Here is a 12,744-nt window from a genome sequence, read left to right on the forward strand (position 1 = left end):
GGGCAGGCCGGGGTGCGTAGCCCCGACCGGTTCCTTACGTGCGCAATAGACCGGGTCATTTGCTTTCCGCCTGTTTCAGCTCCAGCACTTCTTTTGGCGTGACCATGTCGCCCTTGTTGTTGCCCCAGGCGTTACGTTCATAGGTCACGACCGCTGCGATATCGACTTCCGAGAGCTGTTTGCCGAACGCGGCCATGGAAGTGCCAGGCTTGCCGTGGAAGACAATGCTCAGGTGATCTGCTTTCGGTCCGGTGGCGATTTTCGAGCCCTTGAGTGCCGGGAACATCGGCGGCAGGCCCTGGCCTTCGGCCTGGTGACAGGCCACGCAGGTCGTGTGATAGACCTTGTCGCCGCGCTCCTTGAGCTCGTCGAGGGTCCATTCCTTGCTGGTCAGCTCTTTGAGCTGCGCGGCCTCGACCTTGCGATCGGCCAGCCATTTTTCGTAATCGGCCTTTTCCTTGACCTCGACTACGGTCGGCATGAAGCCGTGATCCTTGCCGCACAACTCGGCGCACTGGCCACGGTAGATGCCGGGCTTGTCGATGCGGGTCCAGGCTTCATTGACGAACCCGGGTATCGCATCGCGCTTGACCGCGAAAGCCGGCACCCACCAGGAGTGGATGACGTCGGCGGAGGTCACCAGGAAGCGCACTTTGGTGCCGACCGGCAGCACCAATGGCTTGTCGACCTCAAGCAGGTAGTGCTCGCTCTTGGCTTCCTTGTTGTGGATTTGATCCTGGGGGGTGGTCAGGTTGCTGAAGAACTCGACGTCCTGGCCCAGGTATTTGTAGTGCCACTTCCACTGGTAGCCAGTGACCTGGATATCGATCTCCGGCTCGCTGGCGTCGTACATCTTGATCAGGGTCGCCGTAGCGGGAACCGCCATGGCCACCAGGATCAGGAAGGGCACGATGGTCCAGAGGATTTCGACGGTGGTGCTTTCATGAAATTTGGCGGCCACCTGCCCGGTCGAGCGGCGGTGGAGAATCATCGACCAGAACATGGCACCAAAAACGATGATGCCGATCACCACACAGATCCAGAAAATGGTCATGTGCAGGTCGAATACTGCGTGACTGATTTCAGTCGCTCCAGGCGCCATATTCACAGTCCAGGCCGCTTGCGCCTGACTGAAAATCGACCACAACAGGAGGCCCATCCAGACATGTGGATGTCGCATCATTGCGGGTTCCCCTTATCGTTCTTGTTATCCCGCCGGCTTTCACCTGCGGCAAGGGAGCGGCTGCATCAGACTACGAACTTGAGCACCGGGCCTTGCTGCATATGCAGTCGGGCGTCATCAGCTAACTCCATTCCACCCCGAGTATAGACAGCACCTCTGACCTCGCAATGCGAAGGCGTAAATCATCTGAAACAGCATTAACTTGCGTTGCAGGGCACGAATGGAGAAGGATGCAGACGAGTGGTGGCAAACCGATATAACGGAGCCGTCTCAAGGATGAAATAATTATGACAAATGCGTCTTAGCATTTTTCGTAAGCCAGCTAAGTTATGTCTTCCCTATTTCATTGCCTTGTTTCCTGGAGTTTTCATGAACACCGCCGCATTGCGCGAGCAGATCCAAAAAGCCCAACAACATGAAGCCGAGACCGGCCTGCTGACGCGTCAGCTGGAAAGCAAACTGCCTCACCTGCACCCGTCGATCCAGTTGCCGGAAGCGGATGCCAATGGCGTGCTGACGCGTTTTGTTGCCGCCTATATCGAAGAAGTACCTGATCTGCTGGATGCAGCCAATGAAGTTGCCAGGGAAGCGGGCATCGAGTCACAGATCAAACCGGTGCTGAAAATCGCCGAACAGTACTTCCTCCAGCCGCCGACCGTCCTGAACGGTCACGTCGGGCTCGACAGCCTGCTGGATGAAGCTTACCTGGCGCACAGGTTCGTCGAAGAGGTCAACGACCTGTACATCAAGCATTTCGGCCAGCCACTGATCCCATTGGACATGACTGTCGCCAACCTGATCGCCCACCAATTGATCGGTGAGGAGTTCGCCAACCAACTGGACGAGGTGGTGCATCACGCGGTGGACGAAATGCTCAACGACGAAAGCTTTGCGCTGGAGTCGGTGGAAGCCTACCGCGAGAAACTCAGCAGCCCGGACACCGGCGCCGCATGGAAACGCTGGCCGTGCATGTCCCGCCGCCTGGGCGTAGGCCTGGAGCTGGATCAGCCGGCGGCTTGATCCCTGAAACCTGTGGGAGCGGGCTTGCTCGCGAATGCGGCGTGTCAGTCGACATAAACGTTGAATGATTGACCGTATTCGCGAGCAAGCCCGCTCCCACTCAGGTATCTCAGCCAACCGCACCGACGCCGGTATTCGTCCGCACCCGCCCCTCAAGCCGACGCTTCAATCCCCGCGATTCGATCAACAGTTTCGAACCCTTGCCCGCATTGGCTCGTCCCCATTCCTCCAGCAACTCCAGGCACGAGTGATCGATGTAGCTCAGGTTGTTGAGCGGCACATGCACCGTCGTACCCACCGGAATGCTGCCCAGCACCTGGGTCAGCGCCGGTACTTTGAGGAAGGTCGCCGCGCCCACCAGGCGCAACTCCATTTCACCTTCCCGAGGCAGGTCGATCAGGCTGATCTTCAAGCGTGAAGCTTTCAGCGCCAGTTTCACCAGGGTCAGGCCAAAGCCAATCAACACGCCCGTCAGCAGGTCGGTAAAAACGATGGCCAACGCGGTTGCCGCGTAAGTGAACATCGGCGCCCGACCATACCGGCCCAAACCCCGAAAGACCTTGAGATCCACCAGTTTGAAACCGGTGTACACCAGCACACCCGCCAGGCTTGCCACCGGGATGCTTTGCAGGACGCTGGACAGCAACAGCACGAACGCCAGCAGCCACAGGCCATGGAATATGGTCGAAAAACGCGTGGTTGCCCCGGCCTGGACATTCGCCGAACTGCGCACGATAACGCCGGTCATCGGCAATGCCCCAAGCAGACCACACAGCATGTTGCCGATACCTTGCGCCGACAATTCCCGGTCAAAGTCCGAGCGCTGGCCGCTGTGCATGCGATCAACCGCCGCGGCTGAGAGCAAGGTTTCGGCGCTGGCGATAAAGGCTACGGCAAACGCCGCGATCAGCAATGTCGGATCGGCCAGGTTAAGCAGGTCCGCCGGCTTCAGCCAATCGATGGCCTCCGTCAGGTTGGCCGGTACCTCAACCCGCTTGACCTGCAACGCCAGCACCAGGCTGGCAAGCGTGGCCAGACCGACACCCAGTAGCGCACCGGGAATGAAGCGCAGGGATTGCGGACGGAATTTTTCCCACAGCCACATGACAGCAATCGTCGACAGACCGAGCAAACCGGCTTGCCAGCCAAACGTGGGCAATGCCTGAGCCAGCGCCGCCGGGAAGGCTGCCAGGTTATCGAGGCCCGAGGGTTTGGGCACGGCATCCAGCATTACATGCACTTGAGACAGGACGATCAGCACACCAATCCCGGCCAGCATGCCGTACACCACCGCAGGCGCCGTCACCCGAAACCAGCATCCCAGCTTCAATCGACCCGCCACCAGTTGCAGCAAACCCGCCAGTAGCAGGATGGGCCCAAGCATGGCGATACCGTGTTGGCGGACCAATTCGAAGACCAGAACGGCCAGCCCCGCCGCCGGGCCACTGACTTGCAACGGCGAGCCGGCCAACCAGCCGACCACCAGACCGCCGATGATGCCGGTGATCAGGCCTTTGGCGGGTGGCAACCCCGAGGCAATGGCGATGCCCATGCACAGGGGCAGGGCGACCAGAAACACGACCACCGAAGCCAACAGCTCCCGTGGCAGAACAGCTTTGAGTCGAGCAGCACGCATGGTGAGTCTCCCGAAGTTTTCTTCAGGCATGGCAAAGCCAGGCTGCCTGAACGGCAGCCTCGGCTAAACCACACAACGATTTAGGAGGAGTTAGAAGCGCGCTTTTGGCGTCGCCACGGGAATTGGCAGGCTGCCATTGAGCGGCAGGAAACAGCCTTGATCGGCGTCGTACGCTTTGATTTCGCTGGTTTCGATGTTGTAGACCCAGCCGTGGATAAACAGCTGACCGTTGGCCATGCGCGAGGCAACCGACGGATGAGTACGCAGGTGCTGCAATTGGGCGATCACATTTTCCTCGGTGAGGATGTGCATGCTTTCGCTTTCGTTAGAGCAGTTGCAGTTCTCCTGCACCATGGTCTTGGCCACTTCGGCATGACGCAGCCAGGCTTTGACCGTGGGCATTTTCTCCAGACTGTCCGGGTTGAGTACCGCGCGCATGGCGCCGCAGTCGGAATGCCCGCAGATGATGATGTGATGCACCCCCAGAGCCAGTACGGCGTACTCGATGGCCGTGGAAACACCACCGTTCATTTGCCCGTAAGGCGGCACAACGTTGCCGACGTTACGGGTCACGAACAGGTCGCCCGGGGAGCTTTGTGTGATCAGTTCAGGAACGATGCGCGAATCGGCGCAGGCGATGAACATCGCTCGTGGCCGCTGGGCCGTGGCGAGTTTCTTGAAGAGCTCTTCCTGCTGAGGAAAGACCTCATGATGAAAATGTAAAAAGCCGTCAACGATATGCTTCAACGCTGCATCGGCGGTTTCGGCCTCGGGTTGGGCTGAAGCCGACGCAGCCAACGACTGTTTATCCTTGTCACTCATCAATTCATCCTCATTGGCGGGCTCAGGGAGTCATCCCGCGCGGTCCGGTGTGAAGCCAGTGGCTGGTTAAAAAACATCCAGGTCAAACATCTCGACCCATCAGTCACTCGATGAACAAGGTAGCGGCCGAATCTTAATTGAAACTGAATAAAACGCTCTAGAATGCGTGTTCCAGGTCACAAAAAACGTGACCAGCCTAAGGCGCGAGCGCGATCTTCAGTACTCAACCATAGGTCAATTGTCCTCAAATCAACGACATTTGGCGACCGGGCGGACAAAAGGCATTGCAGTCCAGGTCAAAGCCTTCCCGGTGATTGAGCCCCAGGCGCTTGATGGTTTTGGCAAAGCGCTGTGCCAGCAGGTCGGCGAAGGGACCTTCGCCGCGCATTCGAGCGCCAAAGCGGCTGTCGTAGAGTTCACCGCCACGGCTCTGGCGAATCAGGCTCAGCACATGCGCCGCCCGTTGAGGGTAGTGGGTCGCCAACCATTCCTCGAACAGAGGCGCCACTTCAAGCGGCAAGCGCAGCATCATGTAGGCGGCACTCTGCGCCCCGGCCGCATGGGCCTCAGTGAGCAGACTTTCGAGTTCGCTGTCGTTGATCATCGGGATCATCGGTGAACACAGAACGCCGACCGGGATACCCGCCTCGCGCATGACCCTGATCGCCCGCAGCCGCGCCTTGGGCGCTGCGGCGCGGGGTTCGAGGATGCGCTTGAGTTCGTCATCCAGTGTGGTCAGGCTGATCATGACCGCCACCAGTCTTTGGCTGGCGAGCTCGGTCAGCAGGTCCAGGTCACGAAGAATCAGCGAGCCCTTGGTCACGATGGTCACCGGGTGCCGGTAACGCAGGAGTACTTCGAGGGTTCGGCGGGTGATCTTGTATTCACGCTCGATCGGCTGATAGGGGTCGGTGTTGGAGCCGAGGTTGATCGGTGCACATTGATAGCCACGTTTGGACAACTGCTCTTCCAGCACATCCACGGCGTTGGTCTTGGCGATCAGTTTTGTCTCGAAATCCAGCCCGGGCGACATGTCCCAATAGGCATGACTGGGGCGCGCATAACAATAAATGCAACCGTGCTCGCAACCGCGATAGGGGTTGATCGAGCGATCGAAGGGCAAGTCCGGCGACGTGTTGCGGGTGATGATGGTTTTCGCCGTTTCAATGCGCACCTCGGTGCCTTGGGTGAGCGGTACTTCCTGGTACCAGCCGTCGTCTTCGGCCACCGAATGACTGGGGGCGAAACGGTTGTGCGGGTTGGTCGCAGTGCCGCGGCCACGGGGAGGAAATGGCGTGTGCATGAAAAACACCCAATTACTGTATGCGCATACAGTACATCGATCAAAACCGCTCGACCAGCGCCGTTCGGCACTTTCTGATTATTTGTCATGCACGCTTGCGTGAAGCAACCGGGAGAAACATATAAAGCCTGGCTGTTTCGACAAAGCCGCATGTACCATTTTTTTCGCTGCAAAACATAAACACCGATATTCTATAAAAGGATTTATTTATGTCGTTTTTTAATCGCCGCGGTATATTTTTGCAAAAACTTGGACCGACTGTAGTCGACCCCGATGAAGTACTGGTATCAATGCAGTTCGCACTCAAGGAAGAAGGCTGGGATGAAGAAAACTCGGTCGCGACCACCTCTTTGCTGGACTCCACCACGCTGATTGCGTCCTCATACGACGGCGGCCAGACATTTAATATTGGCAGTGTCGACAAAGATATTGATGGTAACGGGACCATCAATTCCGATGATAAGGAAAAACTGCTGGCTCTGGCCAAAGCGTACGCCGGCATTGCGAAACCTTGAACCAAAGGTCCAGGCAAATATATTGTGATTAATCAGGTCCGGTCGAAGTTAATAATCGATCGGGTTTGATTTTTTATCGCCTATAACATTGTTCTTTCAATGAACGAGGCTCGAATCCCGTCAGCTTCACGATTCTTTGACGGTCCGCTCACAGGCCTTTGACCGTGCATGCCTGATCCTTGCCAGCATCTTCCCGTCCCTTTCAGAACGGTCGCTCAAGCATGCCTCTATCACGTTTTTTATCTGCAATATGCCTGTCGCTGGTCACACTCGTTAACCTGACACCGGCATTTGCTGACGACAGCGCGATGCACCGTCCGGCAGACTGGGCTCAACCGATCGAGAAGCAATACAACCTCTTTCAAATCTCGCCAACCCTCTACCGCAGTGCCTTGCCGGACAAGGACGCAGTGCCGCTGCTGGAGAAACTCAAGGTCGGCACAGTGATCAACTTTTTGCCTGAAGCGGACTCCAGTTGGCTGTCCACGCCAGGCATCACGCAAGTGCAGCTGCCTTATCGCACCAACCATGTGGATGACGCCGACGTGCTCAAGGCCTTGCGCGCCATCCAGTCTGCCGAAGCCAAAGGCCCGGTGCTGATGCATTGCAAACACGGCTCTGACCGTACCGGACTGATGGCCGCCATGTATCGGGTTGTCATCCAGGGCTGGAGCAAGGAAGAGGCCCTGAACGAAATGACCCAGGGCGGCTTTGGTGACAGTACCCACTTCAAGGACGGCATCCGCTACATGATGCAGGCCGACGTCGAAAAACTGCGCACGGCCCTGGCCAATGGCGATTGCAGCACCAGCCCGTTTGCTGCGTGCTCGATGAAGAGCTGGTTCAAGTCCGCTCATATCGAATAAAAAAAGCCCCCGTTGCATGGAGCAACGGGGGCTTTTTTACACTCAGTGCTGTTCGTCGGGCTTTTTCTTCAGCTTCGGATTCGGGAAGAACTGAACCGCCTGAACCTTGGTGTCCGGGGCTTTGGGTGCGGTGGTGTTGACCCGCGTACCTAACTCCTTGGGCACCGACAGCCCCTGCTCATTGAGTGTGTCGGAATAACCGCAGGCCACGCACTCCCGGTGCGGGACCTGGTCTTCGTTCCACATCATCAACTTGTCCGGCTCGCTGCATGCCGGGCAGACCGCCCCGGCGATAAAGCGTTTTTTCGTAATCACAGGTCCCTCACTCATGCTGCCGCGTCCTCACTCAGGCCGCTGTGGCGCAAGAGTGCGTCAATCGATGGCTCACGGCCACGGAAGTCGACGAACAGCACCATCGGCTCCTGGGAACCGCCACGGGCCAGGATCGCTTCGCGGAAGGCACGGCCGGTGTCGGCGTTGAGCACGCCTTCTTCTTCGAACCTCGAGAACGCATCGGCCGAGAGCACTTCCGCCCATTTGTAGCTGTAGTAACCCGCGGCATAACCGCCGGCGAAGATATGCGCAAAGCTGTTGGGGAAGCGGTTGTAGGCTGGCGGACGCATCACCGAGACCTCGTCGCGCACGCCTTCGAGCACTTGCAGCACGCTGCGGCCGTCGCCATGGGTCGCGTGCAGTTCGAAGTCGAACAGCGAGAACTCCAGTTGGCGGACCATCATCAGGCCGGACTGGAAGTTTTTCGCCGCGAGCATTTTCCCGAGCAAGTCCTGGGGCAGTGGCTCACCGGTTTCGTAATGACCGGAAATCAGCGCCAGGCCTTCCGGCTCCCAGCACCAGTTTTCCATGAACTGACTTGGCAGTTCGACGGCATCCCAGGCCACACCGTTGATGCCGGACACGCCAGCATGCTCGACGCGGGTCAGCAGGTGATGCAGGCCGTGACCGAATTCATGGAACAGGGTAGTGACTTCATCGTGGGTCAGCAGCGCAGGTTTACCGCTGTCAGCCGGGGTGAAGTTGCACACCAGGTTCGCCACCGGGCTTTGCAGCACGCCGCCAGCCGTGCGGCGACGGTCGCGGGCGCCATCCATCCAGGCACCACCGCGCTTGTTGGCGCGAGCGTAGAGGTCGAAGAAGAAGCGGCCGACGTGCTGGCCGTTTTCCTTGATCTCGAACAGGCGCACATCCGGGTGCCAGGTGTCGAAGCCTTTGAGTTCGGCAATCTCGATGCCGTACAGGCGCTGGACGATGGCGAACAGGCCGCTGAGCACCTTGTCGATCGGGAAGTAGGCACGCAGGGCTTCCTGAGCCACGCTGTAACGTTGTTCACGGAGTTTTTCGCCGTAGAAACCGCTGTCCCAGCTTTGCAGGTCCGGGCAACCTTGCTCGGCCGCGTAGGCCTTGAGCTGTTCCAGATCCTGGGCGGCGAACGGCTTGCTGCGCTTGGCCAGGTCACGCAGGAAGCTCAGCACCTGATCGCTGGATTCGGCCATTTTGGTCGCCAGGCTCAGCTCGGAGAAACTGCTGAACCCCAACAGCTTTGCCAATTCCTGGCGCAGATCGAGGATTTCTTCCATGACCGGGCCGTTGTCGTTCTGGCCGGCATTCGGCCCCTGGTCCGACGCACGGGTGCAGTAAGCCGCGTAGACTTCTTCGCGCAGTGCGCGGTCCTGGGCATAGGTCATCACTGCGTAATAGCTCGGGAATTCCAGGGTGATCAGCCAGCCGTCCAGGTCCTTGGCCTGCGCCGCGGCAGCCATTTGCGCCTTGGCCGAATCGGTCAGGCCGGCGAGGGCGGCTTCATCGGTGACGTGCTTGGTCCACGCCTGAGTGGCATCGAGCAACTGGTTGGAGAAACGGCTGCCCAGTTCCGACAGCTTGCTCTGCACTTCGGCGTAACGTTTCTGCTCGGCTTCCGGCAGGTCGATACCCGACAGACGGAAGTCACGCAGGGAGTGTTCCAGGATAGTTTTCTGCGCCACGTCGAAACCGGCGGCTTCGGGACTGCTGGCCAGGGCTTCGAAGGCCTGGAACAGCTCGCGGTTCTGGCCCATTTCGGTGGAATAGGCGCTCAAGGCAGGCAGGCACGACTCGTAGGCTTCACGCAGTTCGGCGCTGTTGCACACGGCATTGAGGTGGCTGACCGGGCTCCAGGCGGCACCCAGGCGGTCGTTGAGTTCGTCCATCGCCAGCACCAGGCCGGCCCACGTTGGCTGCTTGGCCTGGGTCTTGAGGATCTCGACGATGGCGGCGCGGTTGTCAGCCAGGATCTGTTCAATGGCCGGTTGTACGTGTTCGGCGCGGATGGCGGAGAACGGCGGCAGGTCATAGGACTGCAAAAGAGGGTTGTTCACGCTCACGGTTGATACCTTGGCTGGAGAAACATGCAGCCATCTTAATTACAATCGACGTTCACCGCAGCTATCAGCAACAGAGAGAAACCCTATCGTGAACCTTCGCAAGTATCAGAACCACACGCCGCTGTTGGGTAAAGGCGCTTTTGTCGATGGCTCGGCGGTGGTGATCGGCGACGTCGAAATCGGCGAAGACAGCTCGGTCTGGCCGCTGACGGTGATCCGTGGTGACATGCACCGCATCCGCATCGGCGCGCGCACCAGCGTGCAGGATGGTTGTGTGTTGCACATCACCCACGCCGGCCCGTTCAACCCTGAAGGCTTTCCGTTGCTGATCGGCGATGACGTGACCATCGCCCACAAGGTCATGCTGCATGGCTGTTCGGTGGGCAGCCGGGTGTTGATCGGCATGGGCAGCATCGTCATGGACGGCGCCGCGGTCGACGATGACGTGATCATCGGCGCTGGCAGCCTGGTGCCACCGGGCAAGCATCTGCAAAGCGGCTTCCTGTATGTGGGCAGCCCGGTGAAGCAGATCCGCCCGCTGACGGACAAGGAACGCGCCTTTTTCACCTACAGCGCGGCGAACTACGTGAAGCTCAAGGACCTGCATCTGGCCGAAGGCTACGACCAGCTTTGACCCGGCCCCCTCATTCAGGACTCTACATGCATTACCAAACCGTTTTGTTCGACCTCGATGGCACCCTCACCGACCCGCGCGAGGGCATCACCCGTTCGATCCAGTTCGCCCTGGGCAAACTGGGTATCGATGAGCCGGATCTGGGCAAACTCGAACACTTCATCGGCCCGCCACTGTTGCAGGCCTTCATGCAGTTCTACGACTTCGATGAAGCCAGGGCGTGGGAGGCGGTGAACTTCTACCGCGAGCGCTTCAAGGTCACCGGACTCTACGAGAACCGTGTGTTCGACGGCGTCACGCCGCTACTGGAGACCCTGAGCGGACAAGGCCGGCAGCTGTACATCGCGACCTCGAAACCCTGGGTGTTCGCCCGTGAAATCGCCCGGCATTTCGACTTTGCCAAACACTTCAAGGTGATTTACGGCAGCGAACTGGATGGCACCCGGACCAACAAGGTCGAGCTGATCGCCCACCTGATGGCCGAAGAAAAGCTGGACCCGGCCAATACCCTGATGATCGGCGACCGCAAGCACGACCTCATCGGCGCGCGCAGCAACGGCCTGGACGCGGCAGCGGTGGGTTACGGGTTCGGCAGCCACGAAGAACTGAGCGCCGAAGCACCGGCGTATCACTTTGAAACGCTGGCTGAGTTGCATCAGGCGTTTTTGCAGCGCTGATTGAATCAACTTCACCGATTATCTGTGGGAGCGGGCTTGCCCGCGAAGAGGCCAGCACATTCAGCATTTATGTTGAACATTCCGCCGCCATCGCGGGCAAGCCCGCTCCCACAGGGTCCCAGTTGCTGGACAGTGCGCGACTTGCTTTCAAGGCCGAGGGGGCGGCGCCAGTTTCTGTCCTTGTTCCACCGCCCAGTTCACCACCTGCGCGGTCAACTGATCATTCGCCTGACCGAACCCGGTCACCACCACCGGGACCTGCACATTGCTCAACGGCTGGTGCACTTCGAAGCGGCGACTGGCGAGGATGCGCTGGTCGTAACTGCGCACCAGCAATGCATCCAGACGCACGACCACGCTGGCACTCGTACCCTGGTATTCCGTCTGGAACGCCTGCAGGCTGCCGCCCAATTCAAGATCGGTCTGGAAAATGCTGTCATCGGTGCTCAACAACGGCACACGCCCGTCATGCTGGAAACCTTCCAGCAGGCGATTGCGCACCAGCACCGGCGCCGGGTCGCTCCAGCGCGAGCCCTTGTAGTGGCTGATCACGTCGCCCTGAGGAATGACTGCAATGTTCGGACTATTCAACGCTTCACTGGACTGGAACTTGGTCAGGCGCAGCGACCAGTGCTGCGGCGTGCCATGGCTGGCCGGCGTGCTGCTCTGGGCTGAGGGCAATCGATAAACCTCGAAAAGCTCTGGCTTGGGCAGGATCGAGCACGCGCCGATCAGCGTGAAGCCAACGAGGAGGGCAATCCGAATCAGCTTCATGGCGTGAATTCCTTGGTCTTGTCACTGCCCAGCAGGTAACCGCTGGGGTCGGCCTCCAGACGTTTGGTAATGACGCGCAACGAGGACAGGGTTTCGCGCATCTCGCGCACGGCCGGGCCCAGGCCATTGAGGCCTTGCATGCCGCTGTTGAGCGAATCCTGATTGGCGCTGATCAGTGTGTTGAGGGTGGCGCTGCTCTCCTGCAGCGACTTCATCGCCTGCTCGGCGCTGCCCAGCGCTTCCTTGCCATGCTCGTTGAGCAGCCCGTTGGCATTGCGCATCAGCGTCGTGGTCTGCTCCAGCATGTTGTTGGCCTGTTTGCCCACCGAAGCCAATTGCTGCATGGCCTGGCGGATATCGCCGCGCTGTTCGGCGATGGTTCCGGTGGTTTGCTCCAGATGCTCCAGGGTGTTGCTGATGCGCGCGATGTTTTCCGTGGAGAACATCAGGTTGGCGTTATGCATCAGCGTGCTCACCCCGGCCATCAGGTCTTCGCTGTCATTGAGCAGGCGGGCGATGGGCGAGGGCGAGGCGACAATGGTCGGCAGGTGGCCGTCCTTGCCCTTGAGCGTCGGGCTCTGTGGCGTGCCGCCGCTGAGCTGGATGATCGAGGTCCCAGTGACGCCGGTCAGGGCCAGTTTGGCCTGGGTGTCTTCCTTGACCGGGGTATCGCCGGCCAGGCGAATTCGCGCCAACACCCGGCGCGGGTCTTTCGGGTCCAGGCGCAGCGAGATCACATCGCCGACCTTGATCCCGCTGTACTGCACCGAACTGCCCTTGGACAAACCGCTGACCGCCTCGTTGAATACGACCTCGTAGTCCTTGAACTCGGTGTCGACACTGGACTTGGCCAGCCACAGGCCGAACAACAGCGCGGCCGTCACCACAATCACGGTGAACAGGCCGATCAATACATGATGGGCTCGGGTTTCCATG

Annotated in this window: 13 protein-coding genes; 5 read left to right on the forward strand and 8 right to left on the reverse strand. The window is 59.3% G+C overall.

The genetic code is table 11. The features are described from left to right. Positions 1-55: 55 nt before the first annotated feature. Positions 56-1,183 (reverse strand): cytochrome c oxidase subunit II, encoded by a 1,128-nt coding sequence (coxB, locus tag KW841_RS00305; RefSeq protein ID WP_102674486.1) that lies wholly within the window; start codon positions 1,181-1,183, stop codon positions 56-58. A gap of 369 nt (positions 1,184-1,552) precedes the next feature. On the opposite strand from coxB, the gene KW841_RS00310 reads away from it, so the two are divergent. Further along, positions 1,553-2,203, forward strand: coding sequence for a hypothetical protein (locus KW841_RS00310; protein WP_218472952.1), 651 nt, complete (start codon positions 1,553-1,555; stop codon positions 2,201-2,203). 109 nt (positions 2,204-2,312) lie between these two features. Here the strand turns inward: KW841_RS00310 and KW841_RS00315 are convergent, their stop codons facing one another. The 3 genes from KW841_RS00315 to KW841_RS00325 all read right to left on the reverse strand — a co-directional run bounded on the left by KW841_RS00315 (position 2,313) and on the right by KW841_RS00325 (position 5,964). Continuing rightward, on the reverse strand, positions 2,313-3,839 hold the full coding sequence (locus KW841_RS00315; protein WP_102702122.1) for a SulP family inorganic anion transporter: 1,527 nt from the start codon (positions 3,837-3,839) through the stop codon (positions 2,313-2,315). Between the two features lie 90 nt (positions 3,840-3,929). After that, the gene (locus tag KW841_RS00320; RefSeq protein WP_218472954.1) at positions 3,930-4,661 is read right to left on the reverse strand and encodes a carbonic anhydrase; all 732 of its coding nucleotides are present in this window, start codon (positions 4,659-4,661) and stop codon (positions 3,930-3,932) included. Between the two features lie 244 nt (positions 4,662-4,905). Next, on the reverse strand, positions 4,906-5,964 hold the full coding sequence (locus tag KW841_RS00325) for a PA0069 family radical SAM protein (protein ID WP_218472956.1): 1,059 nt from the start codon (positions 5,962-5,964) through the stop codon (positions 4,906-4,908). A 209-nt stretch (positions 5,965-6,173) separates the two neighbouring features. Here KW841_RS00325 and KW841_RS00330 point away from each other — a divergent pair, with 209 nt between their 5' ends. Together KW841_RS00330 and KW841_RS00335 are read left to right on the forward strand one after the other, a co-directional pair. Then, complete coding sequence (locus tag KW841_RS00330; protein ID WP_116579856.1) at positions 6,174-6,479, forward strand: hypothetical protein; 306 nt, start codon at positions 6,174-6,176, stop codon at positions 6,477-6,479. A gap of 221 nt (positions 6,480-6,700) precedes the next feature. Beyond that, entirely contained in the window at positions 6,701-7,345 is a 645-nt protein-coding gene (locus KW841_RS00335) for a dual specificity protein phosphatase family protein (protein WP_218472958.1), read from the forward strand. 42 nt (positions 7,346-7,387) lie between these two features. On the opposite strand, the gene KW841_RS00340 is transcribed toward KW841_RS00335, so the two are convergent. After that, positions 7,388-7,675, reverse strand: coding sequence for a YheV family putative zinc ribbon protein (locus KW841_RS00340; RefSeq protein ID WP_007969831.1), 288 nt, complete (start codon positions 7,673-7,675; stop codon positions 7,388-7,390). Beyond that, positions 7,672-9,723 carry an oligopeptidase A gene (gene prlC, locus KW841_RS00345; protein ID WP_126048451.1) on the reverse strand — a complete coding sequence of 684 codons (2,052 nt, stop codon included), beginning with the start codon at positions 9,721-9,723 and terminating at the stop codon, positions 7,672-7,674. Before prlC ends, KW841_RS00340 begins: the two co-directional genes overlap by 4 nt. An 88-nt stretch (positions 9,724-9,811) precedes the next feature. Here prlC and KW841_RS00350 point away from each other — a divergent pair, with 88 nt between their 5' ends. Both KW841_RS00350 and KW841_RS00355 read left to right on the forward strand, forming a co-directional pair. Next, positions 9,812-10,357 carry a gamma carbonic anhydrase family protein gene (locus tag KW841_RS00350; RefSeq protein ID WP_218472960.1) on the forward strand — a complete coding sequence of 182 codons (546 nt, stop codon included), beginning with the start codon at positions 9,812-9,814 and terminating at the stop codon, positions 10,355-10,357. A 26-nt stretch (positions 10,358-10,383) separates the two neighbouring features. Further along, complete coding sequence (locus KW841_RS00355; RefSeq protein ID WP_218472961.1) at positions 10,384-11,034, forward strand: HAD family hydrolase; 651 nt, start codon at positions 10,384-10,386, stop codon at positions 11,032-11,034. A 147-nt stretch (positions 11,035-11,181) separates the two neighbouring features. Here KW841_RS00355 and KW841_RS00360 read toward each other — a convergent pair whose 3' ends face one another. Next, positions 11,182-11,808 carry an ABC-type transport auxiliary lipoprotein family protein gene (locus tag KW841_RS00360; RefSeq protein WP_218472962.1) on the reverse strand — a complete coding sequence of 209 codons (627 nt, stop codon included), beginning with the start codon at positions 11,806-11,808 and terminating at the stop codon, positions 11,182-11,184. Beyond that, positions 11,805-12,743: an MlaD family protein gene (locus KW841_RS00365; RefSeq protein WP_007969837.1), complete on the reverse strand. Its 939-nt coding sequence runs from the start codon at positions 12,741-12,743 to the stop codon at positions 11,805-11,807. The genes KW841_RS00360 and KW841_RS00365 overlap by 4 nt, the downstream gene beginning before the upstream one ends. Position 12,744: the final 1 nt, after the last annotated feature.

Source organism: Pseudomonas sp. PDM28 (assembly GCF_019219115.1).
GTDB lineage: Bacteria > Pseudomonadota > Gammaproteobacteria > Pseudomonadales > Pseudomonadaceae > Aquipseudomonas > Aquipseudomonas laurylsulfatiphila.